The organism is Dactylosporangium sp. NPDC048998 (genome assembly GCF_043197855.1).
GTDB lineage: Bacteria > Actinomycetota > Actinomycetes > Mycobacteriales > Micromonosporaceae > Dactylosporangium.
This window is the reverse complement of record NZ_JBICTV010000005.1, coordinates 138394-159264: the sequence shown is the minus strand read 5'-3', so window position 1 is coordinate 159264 and position 20871 is coordinate 138394. Positions and strand designations below refer to the sequence as shown.

The window sequence follows — 20871 nt, the reverse complement described above, 5'->3', positions numbered from 1 at the left end:
GCTACAGCAGCGGGGTGCGGTGGCGCTCCAGGTAGGCCTCGACGTGCTCGGCGTGGTCCGGCGGGCTGATCAGGAAGCCCTGGCCGAGGGGGCAGCCGGCGGCGCGTACCACGTCGACGTGCGACTCGGTCTCCAGGCCGCACGCGATCACGTCGATGCCCAGGCGTCGCGCCAGCCCGACGACCACGTCCACGATCGGCGTGGCCGGGCCGCGGCGGCCGGCGGGCTCGCTGAACAGGGCCTGGTCGATCTTCAGTACGTCGATCGGCAGGCGGCGCAGGTGGGCCAGGGCGGTCGGGCCGGTGCCGAAGTGGTCAAGGGCGGTCCGCACCCCTAGGGCACGCAGGCCGGCCAGCTCGTCGACCGCGAACGCGTCGTCGGGCAGCGCCGCCTCGGCGACCTCGACGACGAGCGCCTCGGCGGGCACGCAGTGGGTGTCCACCGCGGTGGCGACCGTGGCCAGCCAGCCGTCGGCGGCGAGCTGGCGGGCCGTGACGTTCACCGAGATCCACAGCTCGCGGCCGTCGCGGCGCCAGCGGGACAGCTGCCGGCACGCGCTGTGCAGCACCCACTCCCCGATCTCGTCGGCGATGCCGCCGCCGAGCTCCTCGGCGATCGGCAGGAACTCGGCCGGCGGGATCGGGCCCAGCCGCGGGTGCCGCCAGCGCAGCAGCGCCTCGGCGCCGACCGGCTGGCGGGTGGCGAGGTCGGCGACGGGCTGGAAGACCAGGTCCAGCTCGCCGCGGCCGATCACGCCGGGCAGCTGCTGCTCGATCTCGGTGCGGCGCACCAGCGCGGTCTCGAACGACTTGTCGTAGCACTCGACCCGGCCGCCGCCGCGGCCCCGGGCGAGCTGCTGGGCCCGGCGGCGGGCCACGTCGGCGTGGCGCAGCGCCTCCTCCGCGCTGCCGGCCCCGAGCAGGTCGGCGACGCCGACGGAGGCGGCCAGGTGCACGGTGTGGCCGGGCAGGTGAAACGGCTCGGCCAGGGCTGTGGCCAGCCGGGTGGCGAGAGCGAAGGCGTGCACCAGCGGCGCCTCGGTGAGCACCGCGAACCCGGCCGTGCCGAGCCGGGCCGGCAGGTCGTCGCGGGCGGCCGCGGCGCGCAGCCGGCGGGCGGCCTCGATGAGCACCGCGCCCGCGACCGCCTGGCCGTGCAGGCCGGCGAGGCTCTCGAAGCGCTCCAGCTCCAGCACGAGCAGCGAGCCGTCCCGCTTGCCGGCGCAGGCCTCGCTCGCGGCGGCGACGAACCTGCGCCGGTTGGCCAGGCCGGTCTGCTCGTCGGTCCAGGTGACCTCGTCCAGGGTGCGCTGCAGCTGGGCGCGCTCGCCGATGTCCCGCACGTGTACCACGAGCCCGCCCACCTCCCGCGCGGCGCGCTGGTCGCTGACCGTTGACTCGGTGTCCCGCCAGCGGCCGAAGCCGTCGCGCAGCCGGGCCTGGACCAGCGCGTCCTGGTCGCCGTCGAGCACCGCCCGCAGGGCCGCGGTGGCGGGTGCGGCGTCGGCGGGGTGCAGCAGGTCGGTCAGCGGCCGGCCGAGCGTGTCCTGGTCGGACAGGCCGAACTGGCGGGCGGCGGCCGGCGACTGCCAGCGCACGACGAGGTCGGCGTCCAGCACGATCGTCACGTCCGTCGATCCGGAGACGAGGGTGCGGAAGCGCGCCTCGCGGTCGGCGAGGGCGTGCGCGTACCGCCGGATGTCCCGCGCGGCGAGGACCTCCCGCACCGCGAGCGCGGCGAAGGCGGCGAGCCCCAGGGCCACCGACGTGCCGTCGAAGCGGCCGCCGGTGAGCAGGTGGAACGCCGACACCGCGACGGCGAGCAGGGCCGGGCCGATGAGCAGCGGGTAGCCGGCGAACGACCCGCCCTCGTCGGCGGCGTGCGGCCTCGTCGGCTCGTCGTCGGCGCGGCGGGCGCCGGCCGCGATGAGGAACGGGCCGGCGACCATCGCCAGCCCCGCCGCGACCAGCCCGGCGGTGACCGTGCCCGGCGCCGCCGGCCAGGCGCGGTGGTGGTCGAGCAGCAGCAGGGCGTACACGTCGACGCCGACGATCGACAGGGCCGCGCCGCCGCTGCAGCCCAGGGCCGCCGGGCGGTGGCGCACCGCGCGCAGCCCGGTGACGACGGCGACCGCGACGGCGACGCACCCGGTCAGCGAAACCGCCAGGCGCAGCGGCTCGGCGGCCGGCGTCGCGCGGCCCAGCGCCAGGACCCAGGCGCAGTAGAACAGGCTGACGCCGATGCCGGCGCCGTCGAGCAGGCGGCGCAGCCGGGCGCCGAGGGTCGGCGCGGTGCCCGGCAGGAGCAGCAGGCCCAGCAGGTACGCGGGGGCGGCGGCCAGCGTCGTCGCGGCGGCGACCGGTCCCGGGTCCAACCACGGCAGGCCGGTGACGGTCACCCCGGCGCCGGTGAACAGCGCGCCCATCCCGAGAAACCCGGCGCCGCGGCACGGCCCGAAGCTGCGCCGCCCGTGGTGGATGCGCAGCGCCAGCCGGATCAGCTCCCCGGCGTGCAGCAGCGCGGCCGCGCCGGCGGCCGCGGCGACGGCGACGAGGCCCAGGACCGGGCCGAGGACGGCGGCGGCACCGAGTGCCGCCGCCGCGGTGAGCAGAACGATCCAGAAGGTGCGCGGGTTGCTGACCACTCGGTGCCGCTTTCGCGAGGGGGAGCGCTGGGGAGGTGCTCATCGTGCTCAACGACCGGAGCCGCCCGGGGTTATTCGCCGGTTGCCACGATCCGGCCGATCGCGGCGAGCCGTTCGCGGCGCTCCTCGGCGGTGACGGTACCGCGGATCAGCTCGTCCAGCAGCAGCCCGTCGATCAGCCCGATCATGAACCGTCCCCTGGCCCGCGAGCCGGTGAGCCGCTCGGCCCGCTCGACGAACCCGTCCGCCAGCCGCGCCGCCGCCTCGCCCAGCTCGCGGCGCGCCTGCGGGTCGAGCATCAGCATGAACCGCGCCCGCGCGCGGGGCGACCCCGCCCACCGCTCCAGCACCGCGGCGAGGTCGTGCCCCTCCGACTCGGCCAGGTCGAGCTCGGCGATGCGCTCGAGCGCGGCGGTGAGCAGCGCGTTGCGGGTCGGGAAGTGGTAGCTGCACGTGCCCTGCGGCAGCCCGGCACGCGCGTCGACGGCCCGGTGGGTGAGCGCCCGCACCCCGTCGTTGCCGAGCACGTCGATGGCGGCGTCGGCAAGCCGACCCTTGCGATCCGCGTCCCGCTCTTGCACAGCAGCGATGCTACAGGTGTAGCGTCATTACTACATCTGTAGTGTCAGCGGTAAGGGAGTAGCGATGCGTGCGATCGTCGTCGGCGGCGGGATCGGCGGGCTGGCCACGGCCCGCGGGCTGGGGCTGCGCGGCTGGGAGGTAACCGTCCTGGAGCGTCAGCCCAGCCTCGAGGCGGCGGGCGCCGGCCTCTCACTGTGGCCCAACGCCCTGCGCGCCCTGGACTGGCTCGGCGTCGGCGGGCCCGTCCGCGCGGCCGGCGCCCCGATCACCGGCGGCGGCCTGCGCACCGCGGCCGGCGCGTGGCTGACCCGCGTCACCGTCGCGGGCCCCATCGCGGTGCACCGCGCCGACCTGCACGAGATCCTCGCCGAGGGCCTGAGCGTGCGCACGGGCGCGGCGGTGACCGACGCGCGCTCGCTGGACGCCGACCTGATCGTCGGCGCGGACGGCATCGGCAGCGCGGTGCGCGCGGCATATGCCCCGCAGATCCGCATCCGCGACAGCGGCCAGGTCTCGTGGCGCTCGGTCGTCCCGGCCAGCGCCCTCGGCGACGACCGCGATGGCGGCGAGACGATGGGCCCCGGCGGCCTGCGGTTCGGATACGTGCCGATGGGCCCGCGGGGCGTCTACTGGTATGTCGCCGCGCCCGCCCCGCTGCGCACCACCGCGCCCGCCGAGCAGCTGGCCGAGCTGCGCGCCGCGTTCGGGGACTGGCACGAGCCGATCCCCCGCCTGCTGGCCGCGACCGACCCCGGCGCGCTGCTGCACCACCCGCTGCTCGACCTGCACCCGGTCGCGCCGATGCGGTTCGGCGCGCGCGTCGCCCTGGTCGGCGACGCGGCACACGCGATGACCCCGAACCTCGGGCAGGGCGCCTGCCAGGCCCTCGAGGACGCGGTGACGCTCGCCGCCCTGGTGCCCGGCGGCCGCGGCGGCGGGAGCGTGGAGGAGGCGCTGCGGGAGTACGACGGAATGCGCCGCCCCCGGGTGGCAATGGTGGCGCGCCGGTCGTGGCAGGTGGGCCGGGTCGCGGGCGCGCGGGGCGCCGTGACGAGCGCGATGGTGCGGGCCCTGGCCCGGCTGACCCCGGCGAGCGCCACCGCCCGCGGCGCCGAGCGCGTCGCCGCCTGGGAGCCCCCGACGGCGACGCCGGCGCTCACGCGGGCAGACGGGCGCCGCTGATCTCGTCGCGGCCCAGCCAGGAGCGCAGCCGGCCACGCAGGCCCTTGCGCTCGGGGACGTCGTCGCCGACGATGTCCGCGACCACGGCGGTGATGTTGTCCGGGCCGCCCGCGCGCAGCGCCAGGTCGACGAGGCGCTCGACGCACTCGTCGACATCGCCGTACTCGCGCAGGACCTCCTCAATGGTCTCCGCCCGCAGCACGCTCGACAGGCCGTCGCTGCACAGCAGATAGCGGTCACCGGCGCGGGCGGCGGTCACGGAGTACACCGGATCGGTCGGCTGCCCCTGCAGCACCCGGCTGACCAGGGAGCGCTGCGGATGGGTCGCCGCCTCCTCGAGCGTGATGCGGCCCTCGTCGACGAGCAGCTGTACATAGGTGTCGTCGCGCGTGATCTGGCTGAACTCCTCGCCGCGCAGCAGATAGGCCCGGGAGTCTCCGATGTGGACCATCCCGATGCGGTCGCCGGAGAACAGCACCGCGGTGAGCGTCGTGCCCATGCCGAGCTTCTCCGGGTCGGCCTCGACCTCGTCGCGGATGCGCCGGTTGGCGTCGGACACCGCCGTGCGCAGCGCGGTCAGCAGGTCGTTGCCGGCGAACTCCTCGTCCAGCGGGCCCATCGCCTCGATGGCGAGCCGGCTGGCGACGTCGCCGGCCGCCATGCCGCCCATCCCGTCGGCGACGGCGAGCAGCCGGTCGCCCGCGAACACCGAGTCCTGGTTGGTGCTGCGCACCAGACCCACGTCGGTGCGCGCCGCCCAATGCAGTGCGAGCGGTTGATGTCCCCCGTCGACCACGCCCTCTGCGACACCCTCTGCCATGCCGAACAGCGTGCCGTATCAGGTCGGCAGGCGTCTCTACGCACTTGTGCGTATCGTGGCCGCATGCCAACCGCCCCCTTCATCGGCCGAGCCGCGCAGCTCGCCGAGATCGCGGAGGTGTGGGCGGCCCGCCGGCCAGGCATCATACTGATCACCGGCGAGGCCGGCAGCGGCAAGAGCCGCCTCGTCGCGGAGGCTCTGGGCCGGCTCGACCTGGCCCCCGGCCGAGCCACCGAACGAGCCTCGGCCACCGTCCTGCGCGGCGCGGCGCGCTCGCTGGGCGCGGCACCGCACGACTGGCTGGCCTCGGTACTCAGCGGCCGCCCGGCGGTCGACCTACCGGTCGAGGAGTCGCTGCTGAACCGCCTGGCCCAGCGCTCCACCGACGGCACCCCGGACGCCGCCGGGCCGCGCCTGGCCCCGGCCACGACCCTGCGCGCCGCGGTCGACGTGGTCCGCACCCTGCTCCGGGCGGCCCCGGCGACCGCCGGCGACAACGCGGCGACCCCGACCCCGACCCCGACGCCGGACGGTGGCCCCGCCGACGAAGCGGCGGACGACGAGCCGGGACGCCCGGCGCCCCGGCCGGTCCGGCATTTCACGCGATTCCACATCGACGAGCCGGACGGCCCGGACGGCGCGGCCGGTCCCGCCCGAGGCTGGGCCGGCCCGCTGGGCATCATCGTCGTGGAGGACCTGCACGACCTCGACCCGGCCAGCCTGGCGCTCGTCGCCGAGCTCGCCGCCGTCGCGGAGACCCTCCCGGCACTGCTGCTGGTGACGAGCCGGCCGCCGCAGGAGGCCGCGTTCGCCCCTGCCGCCGCGCGCACGCTGCGCCGCCTCGGCGGCGGGCCGTCCGTGCTGCGCCTGCACGTGGCCCCGTTCACCGCGCGGGAGACCGCCGAGCTCATCGAGGCCGCGTACGGCAGCGCCCCCGCCCCCGAGGCCGTCCGCGGCGCGCTGCGGCGCACCGGCGGCAACCCGTTCTGGCTGACCGAGCTGCTCGCCGCGTACGGCACCGCCGAGGACCTGACCGCCGCCCCGCTCCCCGCCCACGTCGTCGGCCTGCTCGTCGAGCCGCTGGCGGACGAACCGGCGCTCGTCGGGCGGGTGGCCCGGGCCGCCGCCCTGCTCGGCGACCCGGTCGAGAACGACGTGCTGTTCCACGTGTGCGGCGAGGACGTCGAGCCCGCCCTGCGCCGCCTGCTCGACCTGGGCATGCTGCTCATCGCCCCCGACCTGGCCCCGGCCGGCTCGCTGCGCTTCCGCCACCCGCTGCTGCGCGAGGCCCTCGCCGCCGGAGCCATGCCACGCGAGCGCACCCAGGTGCACACCCTGGCCCGCGGGCTCGCCGTCGAGCTCGGCGACGACGCGGCACTCGCCCGCCACGCCGCCGCGCTCGGGCGCACCGCCGAGGCGCGCGCCGCCGCGGCCCGGGGCGCGGCCGCGAGCCTTGCCGACGGCCTGCCGGAGGCCGCGCTGGACCTGGTCGCACTCGGCCTGAGCCTCCCCTCCCGGCCCGCGCCGGCGCCGGAGGACGCGCCCGGCCAGCGCCGGGCCCTCGCCGCGGTCGGGGCGGCGACCGGGTTCGTCGGCGGGCGGTTCGGGCTCGCGGCGGACTACGCCGCCGACTGGCTGAACGAGGTTCAGCAGCGCGACGACGCCGACGAGACGGCCGACGCGCACCGGCAGCTCGCCGCCGTACGGTGGTGCCTCGGGGACCCGACCGGGCACCGGCGCTCGCTCGACCGGGCCGCGGCGGTCGGCGGCTCGGCGGCGTCGCTCGCGCGGCAGCGGGCCGCGGAGGCCGAGAGCGCGCTGCGCCTCGAGGACGCCGCGACGGCCCTGCCGCTGGCCGAGGCCGCTCTCGCCGCGGCGGAGCGCGCCGGGGCCGGGATCGGGTCGGCTTCGGTGACGCTGGGCACCGCGCTGGCGCTGACCGGCGCCTTCGAGCGCGGCGTGGCGATGCTGCGGGCGGCCCGGCAGCTGGCCACGCGGGAGCGGGACCCGGTCACGATCGGGCGCGCGGTGCACAACCTGGTCGCGGTCAGCCTGCCGCGGCTGGGCGAGGTGACCGGCTGGCGGCTGTTCGACGAGGCGATGGCCACGATCGCCCGCTACGGGCTGGAGTTCTGCGCCGGCCGTACCACGAGCCTCGGCGTCGCCCACGCGGTGCGCGCCGGGGACCTGGCCCGGGCCGAGGCGCTGGTGTGGTCGCGCCTGCCGATCGAGGGCGACCCGGTCGAGCGGGTGCGCTTCACCGCCCGCGCCGGGCTGCTCGCCCTGGAGCGCGGCGACGACCCGCTCGCGGTGCGGATGCTGGCCCGCGCCGATGCGGAGGGCCGCGACTCCGGTCTGGTCCGGGTGCTGCGCGTGGCCGTGGCGGCGCGGGGTGTACACCCCGTGGATCCCGCCGCGGCGCTGCACGACTGCGTGGGCCGGTGCAGCCCGGCGCGGCTGGCCGAGGCGGCGCGCTGGGCCCTGCACGGCGGCGTGCCCGCCGCCACCGTCGAGGAGCACGTCGCCGAGCGCCCGCCACGGCTGCGGCTGCTGCTGGCGGTCGCCGCCGGCCGCGACGCGGAGGCCGTGGCCCTCCTGCCGGTCGCGCTCGGCCCCAGCACGATCGACGCCGCGCCCGACCCGGCGGCCCGCCACGGCGGCACCGCGGACGGGTTCGGCGGCACCGCGGACGGGTCCGCCGGCCGCCACGGCGGCTCGCGCGCGGCCCGGCGGCGGGCCGGCGACGGGGGCAAGGCCGACGCCGGGCCGGCCGCCGGCGGCGGCAGCGAGTCAGGCGGCCGCGCCGAGGACGCCGCGGTCCACACCGCGGTGGCGCACGCCCTCTCCCGGCTGGGCCGGGCCGGCGAGGCCCGGCGGCACGCGGAGCGCGCGGTGGCGCTGCTGGCCCACTGGCCCGGGTGGCGGCACGCGGAGGCGGAGACGCTGCTGCACAGCCTGCGCGCCGGCGGCGACCTGACCGCCCGCGAGCTCGAGGTGCTCGGCTGCCTGGCCGCGGGGATGACCAACCAGCAGGTGGCGAGCTCGCTGGGCATCTCCATCCGGACCGTGACCGTCCACGTGTCCAACCTGCTGCGCAAGACCGGGGCCGCGTCGCGCACGGAGGCCGCGCTCTGGGCGGTGCGCCACCGCCTGGCCCCGGAGCGCTGAGCGCGGCACCGCGCGCGTCAGGCGGTGAAGGTCTTGCCGAACGTCACCACGGCGGCGTCCAGTTCCTGATAGGCGGCGTCGGTCACCGCGTGCTCGCGCTTGCGGTCGCTCAGGTTGTGGCGCAGGACGTCGATACGGCGGGCGGCTTCGGTGGTGTCGATGGTGTCGTACAGCAGGTTGTTGACCTGGTTACGGATGTCGAGGGCCACGTCGTCGCGGATCTCCCCGGACTGGGCGCGGCGCTCGACGATGTCGAGCACCGCCTTTCCGGCCGCCTCCGGGGTCAGCGGGCTCGCCACCGCGGTGGGCGAGCCGGCGGCGGACGGGGCGCCGGACCCGGGCCGGGACGACGGCGGGTGCGGCGTGGCGGCGGGGGCCGAGCCGGACGGCTGGTCGGTCGGCGGGGGCATGACCGAGACGAAGATGCTGACCGACGGCCCGGGGACGCCCGGATCGCCGGCCTGGTGGCCGGGCGGGTCGTGGCGCAGGAGGAGCACGGTGAGTACCGTCGCCAATGCCACGACGACCGGGACGGCCAGCAGCGCGCGGCGGCGGGTGAGCACCGCGGACGCCCCGGGCCCGGCGCCGAGGATGGAGGCCACCTCGGCGGCGGTCGGGCGGTGCACCGGGTCGGTGGACAGGCAGCGCAGGCAGGCGGAGGCGACGCGGGCCGGCAGGCCGGGCACGGTCAGCGCCGGGCGCCGCTCGGACGCGAGCGCCCGCTCGAGCTGCTCCCAGGTGGTGGCCGGGTAGGGTGGCGCGCCGGTGAGCATCTCGAACAGCAGCACGCCGAGCGCGTAGACGTCCGTGGCGCCACTGGCGGGGGCGCCGACAAGCCGTTCGGGGGCCACGTACGGCGGGGTGCCGAACGTCATCGTCTCCTCACGCTGGCCGATGTCGGCGGCGATGCCGAAGTCGAGCAGGCGCACCCCGTCGGTGGTGAGCATGACGTTCTCGGGGGTGACGTCGCGGTGCACGACGCCGCGGCGGTGTGCGGCGTACAGCACGTCGGCGACGGTCGCGGCGACGGCGACGGCCTCCGGCCACGGCAGCGGGCCCTCGGCGAGCCGGCTGGCCAGGGAGGCGCCGTCGAGCAGCTGCATGACCACGTACGCGGCGATGCGCCCGCGCGGGGTCACCGTCTCGCCGTAGTCGTAGACGCCGATGGCGTTGGGGTGCTCGATGCGCGCCGCGGCACGGGCCTCGCGGCGGATGCGGTCGCGCTGGCCGCCGTCGGAGGCGATCGGGCCGTCGAGGACCTTGACGGCCACGGTGCGTTCGAGCGTGGAGTCCCAGGCCCGCCAGACGACGGACATGCCGCCCGCGCCGACCGGCTGTTTGAGGATGTAGCGGCGGGCGAGGATGTCGCCCTCCCGCAGATGTCCGCCGCGCATCCTACGTGGATGCCCGCACAACGAGTTCGGTAGGCAGGATCGGGTTCTCCGGGGCTGGGTCGGGGGCGAGCAGCAGCGCGGCGGTCACCGCGCCGAGATCCTCGACGGGCTGGCGGACGGTGGTCAGGGCGGGGGTGGTGAAGGCGGCGAGCGGTGCGTCGTCGAAGCCGACCACGGCGACGTCCTCGGGCACCCGGCGGCCGGCCTTGCGCAGCGCCTGGAGGGCGCCGGCGGCCATCGCGTCGGAGGCGACGAAGAGCGCGTCGAGGCGCGGGGTGCGGTCCAGCAGCCACGCGGCGGCGTGGCCGCCGGACGGGGTGCTGAAGTCGCCGTAGGCGGCCAGGGGCTGGCGGCCGGCGGCGAGCATGGCGTGGCGGTAGCCGTCGAGGCGGTCGGCGGCGGCCGGGGAGTCGGGCGGCCCGGCGATCATGGCGATCGTGCGGCGGCCGCGCAGCAGCAGGTGCTCGACGGCCTGGCGGGCGCCGTCGCGGTTGTCGACGTCGACGTACGGGATGGCCAGCTCCGGCCGGCCGGCGGCGCGCAGCGGGACCAGCGACGCGGCCAGCGACACGGCCAGGGGGTGCCGGCCGGGCGCGCCGACGAGCAGCACGCCGCCGACGCCGCCGTCGGTGAGGAAGCGGGTGGCGCTGGAGACGGTGCCGCGGATCGCCGACATGGTCAGCAGCGGCACGCCGTGGCGCGACAGCTCCTCCTCGGCGCCGGCCAGCAGGCGCGCGCAGAAGCCGTCGCGGAAGAGCCGGACGGCCGGCTCGAACACGACGGCGGCCATGGGCAGGTCGACGGCCTGGTGGTCGGTGCGGCGGGGCGCGCGGTGGCGCACATACCCCAGCCGGGCGATGGCGTCGTGCACCTGCACCCTGGCGGAGGTGCTGACCCGGACCCGGCCGGTGAGGACCCGGGACACGGTGGCGGCAGAGACCCCCGCGGCGGCGGCGACCTCGGTGACGGTTGGCGGTGCCGGCTCTGCGGCGTGCTCGTCAGGCATCAAGTCTCCTGTGGGAGCTGTTCCTGCGGTCAGGGTCAGCCACGAGTTACGCCGATGTCAACTATCGGTTTCGATCATCCTTAAGGTCCCTGCAATTCACCCTAAACTGCGCTGTGTCGAGTGTCGCTGGGGCTACCGCAAGCCCGACCGAATAGGGAATAGTCGACGATTGTGTCCGGAATCGAGGTTGGCCGCAGGGTGCTCGACCGTTACCTGCTGGTCCGCCCGATCGCCCGGGGCGGGATGTCGCTGGTGTACGAGGCGTTCGATCTCGAGCGGATCCGCCCGGCCGCGGTGAAGGTCCTGGCGCCGGCGTTCGCCAGCAACACGCGCGCCTGTCACGCGGCGCGACGCGAGCCTCACCTCATGCAGCGGATGCGGCACCCGTCGGTGCCGAAGGTGTTCGCGTACGGCGAGGTCGAGGCCGACGGGGTGTCCGTGCCGGCGGTCGCCATGGAGCTGCTCAACGGGGTTCCGCTGGCGTCCCGCCTGGCCGAGGGGCCGCTGCCCTGGCAGCGCGCGGTGGAGATCGGCGCCTCGATCGCGGAGCTGCTCGCGGTCGCGCACCGCCGGGGCATCGCGCACCGCGACCTGACCGCCGACAACGTCATGCTCACCACCGCCGGAGTGAAGATCATCGACTTCGGGCTGGCGGTGCCGTTCGCGCACCCGGCGGCGGCCCGGATCGAGCACGCGCCGGCCTGGGACGTGTACGCGCTGGGCGTGCTGCTGTACCACATGCTCACCGGGCGGTCCCCGCACGCGCCGGGCGCCCGGCTGCTGCAGGCGGCGCCGACGCCGGTGGTGCTCACGCCCGGGCTGCCACGCTCGGTAGCGGAGCTGTGCCGGCAGTGCATGGCCAAGCGCCCGCACGAGCGGCCGGAGAGCGGGGCGGTCGCGCTGTCGCTGTGGGCCGAGTTCGCAACCGACTGGCAACAGCCCGGCCTCCTCACCGAGAGCTACGGCACGCCCTCTCATCACGGCGCGTAACGGCCAAGTTTGGCTTGCGTAAGCGCTCTGTCGGGCGCTCGGTCGGACTTCCCTCGGGCAGGCCCATCACCCGTTGTAATCGCCGCGATGGCGAGGCGTACCCCGACGTCCGCGTCGTGCTCCCGGCGCACGCCAACCCCGCCGTGCGTGCGCAGGTCGAGCGCGGCCTGGCGGGCGTGGCGCGGGTGACGATCACCGACCCGCTGCCGTACCCGGCCCTGGCCCGCCTGCTCTCGCATGCCTACCTGGCGCTGACCGACTCGGGCGGCATCCAGGAGGAGGCGCCCACCTTCGGCGTCCCCGCGCTCGTGCTGCGCGAGGTCACCGAGCGCGTCGAGTCGCTGCGGGCCGGCTGCGCCAAGCTGGTCGGCACCGACGAGGACCTGATCGTGTCCGAGGCGGCCCGGCTGCTCGACGACCCGGTCCTGCGGCGGTCGATGACCGCCGGCGGCAACCCGTACGGCGACGGCCTCGCGTCGCGGCGCACCGAGCAGGCGGTCGCCGCGCTGCTCGGCCTCGCGCAGATCCCCGCACCCATGCCCACGTCCGCATCGCTCGTCTGATTGGTGTTCCATGCGTAAGCTGTCAGCTCTGCTCGCCCTGGCGCTGGCCGCGGTGCTCGGCCTCGCCGGGCCGGTCGCCGCCCTGGCCGCGACCGCGGCGAAGCCGGCCTCCGGCGCCGGCGCGCCCGGGTCCGCCGCCGCCACCAAGACCCTGGTCCTGTCGAGCCGATCCCGGCCGCGTTCCTCGACGACGTGCTGGCCACGACCAAGCCGGTGGTCTGGCTCTACGACAACATCTGGCAGCTGACCGCGCGCTCGGCCGGCTTCGCCACGAAGTACGGGTACATGTGGAAGGGCTTCGACGTCGGAAGCGTCGCCGAGGTCGACTACCGGGGCACCGCGCTGACCCGCGACACGCGCAACGCCGCCGGCATCATGGACTACGCCGTCTACGACACCACCAAGGCGGTCAGCGTCGCCGACGCGGTGCGCGCCGACGGCACCAAATTCCCGTGGGGCATCAGGTCGGGCAACCTCACCTACATCGGCGAGATCCCGTTCTCGTACATCACCGCCAACGACCGGTATCTCGCCTTCGCCGACCTGCTCTACGACGCGCTGGCCCCGAAGGCGGCGGCGCGGCACCGGGCGCTGGTGCGCATCGAGGACGTCGGCCCGGACGCCGACCCGGCCGAGCTGCGCGCGGTCACCGACTACCTCTACGGCAAGCGCATCCCGTTCACCGTCGCCGTCTACAGCCGCTACCGCGATCCGAAGGGCGTGAACAACAATGGCAAGGCCCAGGACTACACGCTGCAGCAGCGGCCACTGGTGGTCAGCGCCCTGAAGTACATGCAGAGCAAGGGCGGCACGCTGCTCATGCACGGGTACACGCACCAGCACATGGTGGGCCAGTTCTTCCCGTACCCGGTCCGCGACGTCTACGGCTCGACGGTGATCCCGGAGAACATCGGCAACATCGAGCCCGAGCCGTTCAACCAGCACCCGGCGGTGCGGCCGGCCGACCTGATCGCCAACGCGAGGGCCAACCTGGCGGTCCGCGACGGCGTGGCGAGCTTCTTCTACCACCCGTACCTGGGCACCTCGTACCTGCAGCAGACGGTCGAGGGCATCCAGGGCCTGGGCTACACGTTCGTCTCCGCCGCGGCGATGACGTCCTGACGCGCCGCCGGCCCTCGTCGTCTCACGAGGCCTTGATCCGCGACCGGTAGCCCGAGCCCATGCGGCTCAGATAGGCCCGCTCGACCGCGGTCAGCACACCGCGCGGGTCGTCGCGAACCTGTCGCGGGGTGAAGTGGAGCACCACCGCTCCGGCCGCCGACAGCCGGGCGTGGCGGCGCAGCGTCCGCTCCCAGTCCTCCGGCGAGAAGTGGTAGGCCCGCGAGTCCACCTCGACGCCGAGGTCGGCCTCGGCGATCCAGCCGTCGGGCGTGGGCAGGCGCGTCCCGTCCGGGTCCGTGAGCCGCGGATTCCACGCCACCGCGGGCAGCACCGCCGACCCGGCGAGCAGTTCGCGGGCCTGACCCTCGGCGATCGACCGCACCCCGGCGACGACCTCCTCGACCGCGGCCCGCAGCGCGGGAGTGCCGCCGCGGCGGGACGCGGCGAGCTCGCGGACGAGCTCGCCCGGGGTGCAGTGCCCGGCCTGGACCGACTCGGCGACCATCGCCCGGACGCGCCGGGCGTCGGCGCAGAAGTTCGCGGCGTCGACGACCGCCCGGGCCGCGGACGCCGGGCGCAGCACACCGTTTGGCCTGGCGTGCCGGTCGGGACGGTCGGTGGGGTGCACGCGCGCGAAGCCGGCCGGTCGCAGCCGCCGTCCCCGTGGCACCAGAACCCGGACGAACTCGTCGCGCGGCGCGTGCCGGAAGCCGTGGACCTCCAGCGCCGCGGCTCCGGTGAGCAGCGCGTCGTCGCCGCCGTAGAGCTGGGCGGCGAGCAGCCGTTGCCGCCGGTCCAGCCCGCCGGTGAACATCGCGTAGACCCTGGGTAGCACCCGCTGCCACCGGCCGCTGGTCAGCATCCAGCGCAGCCGGCCGCGGGTGATGCCGGCCTCGGCCAGCTGCCGGTGGGCGATCAGGCCACGCTGCGACAGCCGGACGTGCACCATCCGTTTGCTCTCCACCCGCCAAGCCTTCCGCCCCCGAGCGGCCGGCGGAACCCTGAGCCGGCGCCTGTGGACAGACGCTCCTTGATCACGTGTAAAAGACGGCTGCTATCACAGCCATTTTTTACACAGTCCCCAGCAGCAGGTCGGGCATCAGGCGCTCCACGGCGTCGAGGTCGTACACCCGGCGGATCTCGGTGATCAGGCCGGACTCGTTCACCGTCAGGAACTCGGCCAGGCGGAACGTCTCGCCGGACAGGGTGCAGTCGTAGATCAGGGCGGCGCGGCGCTCGATCACCGTCCGGGAGAAGACCGCGATCGAGTCCAGGGCCGCGGCATACGCCGTGAGCAGCTCGATGAAGTCGCCGTCCGGGTCGAGGTTGGACTCGATCGCCGGGGCGGCCGCGAGCAACCGGAACAGGTCCGGCGTGCGCCCCGTGGTCCAGGCCGCGACCCACCGGTCGGCGACGTCCTCCACCGCGATGTCCATCGCCGCATATCCTCGCATGCCCCCGGCAGCCCGCCGCGCGCCCGGGTCGGGGTTTCAGGAAAGGGCTTTCCTCGGTAGCATCCGGGGCATGTTGCGGATCGACGAGGACCTCACGGCCAAGGCGTTGCGGCCCGCCGTGGAGCGGATGTGGCAGCTGTCCGCCGGCAAGATCCTGGCGCTGGACCCGGACGGACGCGACGGGTCGCCGGTGTTCACGGTCGACGGGCGGTACACGGCCCGCGGCTGGACTGAGTGGACGCAGGGCTTCCAGGTCGGCTCGGCGCTGCTGCAGTTCGACGCCACGGACGAGCGGCGCTTCCTCGACCTCGGCCGCGCGCAGACCGAGCGGCTGATGGCCCCGCACGTCAGCCACGTGGGCGTGCACGACCACGGGTTCAACAACGTCAGCACGTACGGCGCGCTGCTGCGGCTGGCCCGCGAGGGGCGCGTCGACGAGCGGGAGCGGCCCGCGGCGGAGCTGGCGCTGAAGGTCAGCGGCGCGGTGCAGGCGGCCCGCTGGCAGCGCATCGAGGACGGCACGGGCTACATCTACTCGTTCAACGGGCCCCAGTCGTTGTTCGTCGACACGATCCGCTCGTGCCGCTCGCTCGCGGTGGCGCACGCGCTCGGCCACGTGCTCATGGGCGAACACGACGAGCGCATCGACCTGCTGGAGCGGCTGCGGCAGCACGGGCACAACACCGCGCGGTACAACGTCTACTTCGGCACCGGGCGCGACGCCTACGACGTGCGGGGCCGCACCGCGCACGAGGCGCTGTTCAACGTCAACGACGGGCGGTTCCGGGCGCCGAGCACGCAGCAGGGGTACTCCCCCTTCTCCACCTGGACGCGCGGGCTGTCCTGGGCGATGCTCGGCTTCGCGGAGCTGCTCGAGTTCCACGAGGACGCCACGTTCGCCGAGGCGGCCCGCGCGACCTGCGACTTCTACATCGGGCACGCCGCCGCCGACGGGGTGCCGTACTGGGACACCGGCGCGCCGGGCGTGGCGCACCTCGACCTCGACGCGCCGGCCGACCCGTACAACGACTTCGAGCCGGTCGACTCCAGCGCGGCGGCGATCGCGGCGCAGGGGCTGCTGCGGCTGGGGCGGCACCTCGGCGACGCGCGGTACACGCAGGCCGGGCTGACGGTCGCGCGGACGCTGCTCGCCGAGCCGTACCTGTCGGCGGACCCGGGCCACCAGGGGCTGCTGCTGCACTCCGTCTACCACCGGCCGAACGGCTGGGACCAGGTCCACGAGGGGCAGCGGGTGCCCAACGGCGAGTCCAGCATGTGGGGCGACTACCACCTCCGCGAGCTCGGCCTGTACCTCATGCGCCTCGACGAGGGGCCGTACTACACGTTCTTCGGCGGTGTCGCACGAGCGGTCCGCAGCGAAGCGGAGGTGACCGCATGACCGCGGCGCTCGTCACCGGGGCGTCCCGCGGCATCGGCCGGGGCATCGCGCTCGCCCTGGCGAGGGCCGGGCTGGACGTCGTGGTGAACTACGCGAGCAACGCCTCGGCCGCGGAGGAGGTCGCCGCCGAGGTCGAAAAAACAGGGGCAAAAGCCGCGGTTGTACGCGCTGATGTCGCGCTGTCCGCCGACCGCGCCCGGCTCGTGGAGGCGGCGTACGAGGCGTTCGGGGACATCGGGCTGCTCGTCAACAACGCGGGCGTCGCGCCGGCCGTGCGCGCGGACATCCTCGAGGCCGGCGAGGAGTCGTTCGACCGACTCGTCGGCATCAACCTCAAGGGCCCGTACTTCCTGACCCAGCTGGTCGCCAACCGCATGATCGCGGCGGGCACGGCCGGGCAGATCGTGAACATCTCCTCGATGAGCGCCTACACCGCGAGCGTGAACCGCGGCGACTACTGCATCACGAAGGCCGGCCTGTCGATGCTGACCAAGCTCTACGCCGCCCGCCTGGCCGAGCACGGCATCAACGTCTACGAGGTGCGCCCGGGCATCATCGCGACCGAGATGACGGGCGGCGTGCGGGAGAAGTACGACCGGCTGATCCACATCGAGGGCGTCACGCCGATCCGCCGCTGGGGCACCCCGGACGACGTGGGCCGCGCGGTGGTCGCGATCGCCACCGGCCTGCTGCCCTTCTCGACCGGCCAGGTGATCGACGTCGACGGGGGCTTCCACCTGCGCATGCTCTGACGCCCGGCGCTTTGTTCTTGGCACCGCGGACATCGCAGGGAGGGCCGCCAGGCCCGACCGGTGGCTGACGGGAGCAACGGCGCGCAAGTTGCACGGACCGGAGCCATGTGGCTTGTTCTTGAGGCTTTGCGGCGAAGCCGGCCTTGGGTTGTCAACGGTCCCGGTGTCATTTTTCACGTGTCGCCGGCGCCGCGGTCGGGTATGGCTTGCAGGGTGCGTCTGCGTCGACACGTTGCCCTGAGGGGCTTGGCGTCCCTGCTGCTGTGCGGGCTGTTCGCGGGGGTGGTGGTCGCCGCGGCGATCTTCCCGGGGCTCGCCGTCTCGGGGCTCATGGCCAAGGGCGGGGCCGACACGTTCGAGGACCTGCCGACCTCGCTCGACGTGCTGCCGTCGCCGCAGATCTCCTACATCTACGCCAGCGACGGCAAGACGCTGCTCGCGATGATGTACGACGAGAACCGGCGCGACGTGCCGATCGCCGACGTGTCGCCGTACATGGCGCAGGCCATCGTGTCGGCCGAGGACACGCGCTTCTACGAGCACCGCGGCGTCGACCTCAAGGGCGTGGCCCGCGCGTTCGTGAACAACGAGAACGGCGGGGACCAGCAGGGCGCCTCGACGCTGACGATGCAGTACGTGCGGCAGGTGACCGCGTACTCGGCCAAGACGCCGCAGGAGGTCGTCGACGCGACCGCGAAGACGCCGGGCCGCAAGCTGCGCGAGATGAAGCTCGCCATGGCGCTGGAGAAGAAGCTCACCAAGCAGCAGATCCTCGAGCGGTACCTCAACATTTCCTCGTTCGGCCACGGCGCCTACGGCATCTACGCCGCCGCGCACGTCTACTTCGGCAAGGACCCCAAGGACCTGACGCTGCCCGAGTCGGCGCTGATCGCGGGCCTGGTGAAGGCGCCGTCCACGAACGACCCGGCGACCGCCGACGGGCTGCCGAGGGCGGTCGCCCGCGAGGGGTACGTGCTGGACCAGATGGTGGCGATGCACTACATCACGGCGCAGCAGCGCACCGAGGCGAAGGCCACGAAGCTCACCATCGTCGGGCAGCGCACGCCGGAGGGGTGCGAGTCGGTGCAGCGGCCCGACCTCGGCGCCGGGTTCCTGTGCGACTACCTGCGCCGGTGGTGGCTCGACCAGCCCGCGTTCGGCGCGGACTCGTTCGAGCGGGAGAACCGGCTGCGCGCCGGCGGATACACGATCGTCAGCTCGCTGAACCTCCAGACGCAGGCGGCGGCGTTCAAGTACGCCAAGGACCAGCCGAACGTCGGCGGCGCGAAGGTCGGCATGGGCAACCCGGAGGCCGTCATGGTCGCCGCGGTCGAGCCGGGCACCGGGCGGGTGCAGGCCCTCGCGACCAACCGCAACTTCAGCAACGACCAGAGCGCCAACGGGCCCAGCACCAACCCGTCGAGGAAGGGGCAGAAGGGCAACTACCCCAACACGACGGTGCCGTTCATCACCGGCGGGCCGGGCGTGCCCGGCTACCAGGCCGGCTCCTCGTTCAAGATCTTCACGGCGGTGGCGGCGCTGGAGGCGGGGCTGCCCCTGAGCCACACCGAGGACGTGCAGGACCAGTTCGTCTCGGACTACCCGATCTCGGCCAGCAGCCCCGCGGCGTGCAACGGGCCGCACTACTGCCCGAGGAACTCCACCGGCGACCCCACCGGCACGTTCGACATGTGGCAGGGCTTCGGCCTGTCGCTCAACACCTATTTCGTACCGCTGGAGCAGCGCGTCGGCGCCGACAAGGTGGTCGACGTGGCGAAGCGGCTGGGCATCCAGTTCCGCTCGCCGAGCGACGCGGCGTTCGCCAAGGACGCCAAGCAGTGGGGCGCGTTCACCCTCGGCGTGTCGGACACGACGCCGCTGGACCTGGCCAACGCCTACGCGACCCTCGCCGCCGACGGCGTCTACTGCGCCCCGACCCCGGTGGTGGAGATCAAGGACCTCAACGGCAACAAGATCAACGCTGGCGACCCGCAGTGCCACGCGGTGGTCGAGCCCGACATCGCCCGCGCCGCGGTGGACATGGCCCGGTGCCCGGTCGGCGACCAGTCCGCATTCGGCGCCTGCCCCAACGGCGGCACGGCGACCGGCGTGCGCGACGACGTCGGCCGCCCGGTCGCCGGCAAGACCGGCACCACCGACAGCGGCAAGAGCGCGACGTTCGTGGCGATGACCAAGCAGCTCGCGGTCGCCGGGATCCTCACCGACCCGGACAACCCGCAGACCGACCGGACGATGTCGCACCCGGTCGTCAACAACGCGGTCGCCTACACGCTGAAGGCGGCCCTGCAGGGCCAGCCGGTCGTGGACTTCACCCCGCCGAGCCGCCTCCGGGCGTTCGGCTCGGACTGATCGGGCCCGAAGGCGACTCCGTGGCGGCGCGCGCCCGCAGCAGGGCGTGCACGTCCTCGATGTCCCGGGGCGCGGTGCGCGCCGCCCGCCAGTACATGAACCCGGTCGGCACGAAGAACACCTGGAACGCGGCCAGGCCGATGGCCAGGTTCGCCGGCGGCGGGAAGCTGCGCGCCAGCGCCGCAAAGACCGCCCCGACCAGGCCGTTGCCGGCCGCGCGGCCGACGCCGTTGACGAGGTTGCCCAGGGAGTACACCGTGCCGCGGTGCTCCGGCGGGTTGACGTCGGCGATGAGCGCGAACCAGTTCGGCGAGTTCGCCGAGGTCAGCGCCAGCGCGAGCAGCGCCAGCAGGAACGCGCCGAGCAGGCTCGGCGAGGTGAACAGCGAGCCGAGCACCAGCGCCGCGGCCGGCCCGGTCGTGGTCCCGGGGGCCGGCAGCCGCAGCGGGGCGAAGAACAGCAGCACGTACAGCGGGACGCCGGCCAGGATGCCGATCGCCGCTACCTTGGCCCGCCCGCCCGGGTCGCGCCGCTGCAGCCGGTCGCCGAGGAGCCCGCCGACGATCGACAGCACGCCGCCGAGCTGGAACAGCGTCGTCAGCAGCCCGCCGATCTCGATCGCGGTCTGCTCGTCGTACCCCTGGGCCTCCGCCCGGGCCTGGAACAGCCGCGGCAGCCAGACCAGCGAGCCGAACGCCGCCTGGGCCGTCAGCCCCTGCATGATCAGCCAGACGTTGGTCCGCCGGGCGACGATGCGCGGCAGGTCGGCGCGGGAGATACGGTGCTCGTACTCCTCGCCCGCCGCGAACACCGCGGCAAGGTCGGGCTCGCTCTGCCCGCGCCGGATGTCGGCGGTGGTGAAGTACGCGATGCCGGCCACGACCCCGAGCACGGTCAGCACGTAGAACGGGGTCCGCCAGTCGGCGCCGCCGAGCTGGCTGGCGACGAGGACGCCGGCCAGCGTCCCCACCCCCTGCGACAGCCCCCACAGGCTCATCACCAGCCCGCGCCGCCGGGGCGAGATGAGGTCACTGACCACGGAGAATCCGACGGACCCGACGGCGCCGAGGCCGACGGCGGCGAACAGCTGCGCGGCGAGGAACCCCCAGTACCCGCCGGCCCACGCGGTGGCACCGGTGCCGACGGCCCAGATCAGCGTGCCGATCATCAGCACGGGCTTGCGGTCGGTACGGTCACCCACGTATGCCCACGCGACGGCGGCCACCGCGGTCACGAGGTAGCTGATGGCCGTGACGACGCCGAGCGCCCCTTCCCCGACCCCGAGGGCGCGGCTGATCGGCGAGTACAGCGGCGGCACCAGCCCGATGGCCACATTGTCGAGCGAGGCCAGAATGATGAACACGACCACGCTGTAGACCCGATGCACGCTCATACCCAACCATCGCGGGCCGCTCTTGGCCACCT

The 20871-nt window shown here is 74.7% G+C and carries 17 protein-coding genes; 9 read left to right on the top strand and 8 right to left on the bottom strand.

The genetic code is table 11. From position 1 onward, the window contains the following. Position 1: 1 nt before the first annotated feature. Entirely contained in the window at positions 2 to 2644 is a 2643-nt protein-coding gene (locus ACGFI8_RS14455; RefSeq protein ID WP_392804373.1) for a putative bifunctional diguanylate cyclase/phosphodiesterase, read from the bottom strand. 71 nt (positions 2645 to 2715) lie between these two features. After that, entirely contained in the window at positions 2716 to 3225 is a 510-nt protein-coding gene (locus tag ACGFI8_RS14450; RefSeq protein ID WP_392804371.1) for a TetR/AcrR family transcriptional regulator, read from the bottom strand. 64 nt (positions 3226 to 3289) lie between these two features. Here ACGFI8_RS14450 and ACGFI8_RS14445 point away from each other — a divergent pair, with 64 nt between their 5' ends. Next, positions 3290 to 4408 (top strand): FAD-dependent oxidoreductase, encoded by a 1119-nt coding sequence (locus ACGFI8_RS14445; protein WP_392804369.1) that lies wholly within the window; start codon positions 3290 to 3292, stop codon positions 4406 to 4408. Here ACGFI8_RS14445 and ACGFI8_RS14440 read toward each other — a convergent pair. Next, the gene (locus ACGFI8_RS14440; RefSeq protein ID WP_392804367.1) at positions 4383 to 5228 is read right to left on the bottom strand and encodes a PP2C family protein-serine/threonine phosphatase; all 846 of its coding nucleotides are present in this window, start codon (positions 5226 to 5228) and stop codon (positions 4383 to 4385) included. The two genes, ACGFI8_RS14445 and ACGFI8_RS14440, sit on opposite strands and share 26 nt — an antisense overlap. 63 nt (positions 5229 to 5291) lie before the next feature. Between ACGFI8_RS14440 and ACGFI8_RS14435 the strand changes: the two genes are divergently transcribed. Beyond that, positions 5292 to 8396, top strand: coding sequence for a LuxR C-terminal-related transcriptional regulator (locus ACGFI8_RS14435; protein WP_392804366.1), 3105 nt, complete (start codon positions 5292 to 5294; stop codon positions 8394 to 8396). 17 nt (positions 8397 to 8413) lie between these two features. Here ACGFI8_RS14435 and ACGFI8_RS14430 read toward each other — a convergent pair whose 3' ends face one another. After that, a complete protein-coding gene (locus tag ACGFI8_RS14430; RefSeq protein ID WP_392804364.1) occupies positions 8414 to 9790 on the bottom strand; it encodes a protein kinase in 1377 nt (458 codons plus the stop codon). A 1-nt stretch (position 9791) separates the two neighbouring features. After that, positions 9792 to 10796 (bottom strand): LacI family DNA-binding transcriptional regulator, encoded by a 1005-nt coding sequence (locus ACGFI8_RS14425; protein ID WP_392804362.1) that lies wholly within the window; start codon positions 10794 to 10796, stop codon positions 9792 to 9794. A 171-nt stretch (positions 10797 to 10967) separates the two neighbouring features. On the opposite strand from ACGFI8_RS14425, the gene ACGFI8_RS14420 reads away from it, so the two are divergent. The 4 genes from ACGFI8_RS14420 to ACGFI8_RS14405 are packed head-to-tail and all read left to right on the top strand — an operon-like array spanning position 10968 to position 13471. Then, positions 10968 to 11786, top strand: coding sequence for a serine/threonine-protein kinase (locus ACGFI8_RS14420; RefSeq protein WP_392804360.1), 819 nt, complete (start codon positions 10968 to 10970; stop codon positions 11784 to 11786). After that, positions 11705 to 12349: a UDP-N-acetylglucosamine 2-epimerase gene (locus ACGFI8_RS14415; RefSeq protein ID WP_392804358.1), complete on the top strand. Its 645-nt coding sequence runs from the start codon at positions 11705 to 11707 to the stop codon at positions 12347 to 12349. Before ACGFI8_RS14420 ends, ACGFI8_RS14415 begins: the two co-directional genes overlap by 82 nt. 10 nt (positions 12350 to 12359) lie before the next feature. Continuing rightward, positions 12360 to 12596 (top strand): hypothetical protein, encoded by a 237-nt coding sequence (locus ACGFI8_RS14410; protein WP_392804356.1) that lies wholly within the window; start codon positions 12360 to 12362, stop codon positions 12594 to 12596. After that, positions 12542 to 13471 carry a DUF2334 domain-containing protein gene (locus ACGFI8_RS14405; RefSeq protein ID WP_392804354.1) on the top strand — a complete coding sequence of 310 codons (930 nt, stop codon included), beginning with the start codon at positions 12542 to 12544 and terminating at the stop codon, positions 13469 to 13471. The genes ACGFI8_RS14410 and ACGFI8_RS14405 overlap by 55 nt, the downstream gene beginning before the upstream one ends. 22 nt (positions 13472 to 13493) lie before the next feature. On the opposite strand, the gene ACGFI8_RS14400 is transcribed toward ACGFI8_RS14405, so the two are convergent. Further along, on the bottom strand, positions 13494 to 14435 hold the full coding sequence (locus ACGFI8_RS14400; protein ID WP_392804352.1) for a hypothetical protein: 942 nt from the start codon (positions 14433 to 14435) through the stop codon (positions 13494 to 13496). Positions 14436 to 14541: 106 nt separating this feature from the next. Next, entirely contained in the window at positions 14542 to 14907 is a 366-nt protein-coding gene (locus ACGFI8_RS14395; RefSeq protein WP_392804350.1) for a hypothetical protein, read from the bottom strand. 88 nt (positions 14908 to 14995) lie between these two features. Here ACGFI8_RS14395 and ACGFI8_RS14390 point away from each other — a divergent pair, with 88 nt between their 5' ends. The 3 genes from ACGFI8_RS14390 (at position 14996) to ACGFI8_RS14380 (ending at position 19446) form a co-directional block, all read left to right on the top strand. Further along, positions 14996 to 16324 carry a hypothetical protein gene (locus ACGFI8_RS14390; RefSeq protein WP_392804348.1) on the top strand — a complete coding sequence of 443 codons (1329 nt, stop codon included), beginning with the start codon at positions 14996 to 14998 and terminating at the stop codon, positions 16322 to 16324. Next, positions 16321 to 17076 carry a 3-ketoacyl-ACP reductase gene (locus tag ACGFI8_RS14385; protein ID WP_392804346.1) on the top strand — a complete coding sequence of 252 codons (756 nt, stop codon included), beginning with the start codon at positions 16321 to 16323 and terminating at the stop codon, positions 17074 to 17076. The genes ACGFI8_RS14390 and ACGFI8_RS14385 overlap by 4 nt, the downstream gene beginning before the upstream one ends. Positions 17077 to 17322: 246 nt before the next feature. Further along, positions 17323 to 19446: a transglycosylase domain-containing protein gene (locus ACGFI8_RS14380; RefSeq protein WP_392804344.1), complete on the top strand. Its 2124-nt coding sequence runs from the start codon at positions 17323 to 17325 to the stop codon at positions 19444 to 19446. On the opposite strand, the gene ACGFI8_RS14375 is transcribed toward ACGFI8_RS14380, so the two are convergent. Then, positions 19406 to 20839, bottom strand: coding sequence for an MFS transporter (locus ACGFI8_RS14375; protein ID WP_392804342.1), 1434 nt, complete (start codon positions 20837 to 20839; stop codon positions 19406 to 19408). The genes ACGFI8_RS14380 and ACGFI8_RS14375 overlap by 41 nt on opposite strands. Positions 20840 to 20871 lie beyond the last annotated feature (32 nt).

Excerpts from the sequence above, each read along its gene's own strand:
- ACGFI8_RS14395 (WP_392804350.1), bottom strand. The coding sequence starts at position 14,907 with ATGGACATCGCGGTGGAGGACGTCGCCGACCGGTGGGTCGCGGCCTGG.
- ACGFI8_RS14445 (WP_392804369.1), top strand. The coding sequence starts at position 3,290 with ATGCGTGCGATCGTCGTCGGCGGCGGGATCGGCGGGCTGGCCACGGCC.
- ACGFI8_RS14425 (WP_392804362.1), bottom strand. The coding sequence starts at position 10,796 with ATGCCTGACGAGCACGCCGCAGAGCCGGCACCGCCAACCGTCACCGAG.
- ACGFI8_RS14410 (WP_392804356.1), top strand. The coding sequence starts at position 12,360 with ATGCGTAAGCTGTCAGCTCTGCTCGCCCTGGCGCTGGCCGCGGTGCTC.
- ACGFI8_RS14440 (WP_392804367.1), bottom strand. The coding sequence starts at position 5,228 with ATGGCAGAGGGTGTCGCAGAGGGCGTGGTCGACGGGGGACATCAACCG.
- ACGFI8_RS14430 (WP_392804364.1), bottom strand. The coding sequence starts at position 9,790 with ATGCGCGGCGGACATCTGCGGGAGGGCGACATCCTCGCCCGCCGCTAC.
- ACGFI8_RS14390 (WP_392804348.1), top strand. The coding sequence starts at position 14,996 with ATGTTGCGGATCGACGAGGACCTCACGGCCAAGGCGTTGCGGCCCGCC.
- ACGFI8_RS14385 (WP_392804346.1), top strand. The coding sequence starts at position 16,321 with ATGACCGCGGCGCTCGTCACCGGGGCGTCCCGCGGCATCGGCCGGGGC.
- ACGFI8_RS14375 (WP_392804342.1), bottom strand. The coding sequence starts at position 20,839 with ATGAGCGTGCATCGGGTCTACAGCGTGGTCGTGTTCATCATTCTGGCC.
- ACGFI8_RS14435 (WP_392804366.1), top strand. The coding sequence starts at position 5,292 with ATGCCAACCGCCCCCTTCATCGGCCGAGCCGCGCAGCTCGCCGAGATC.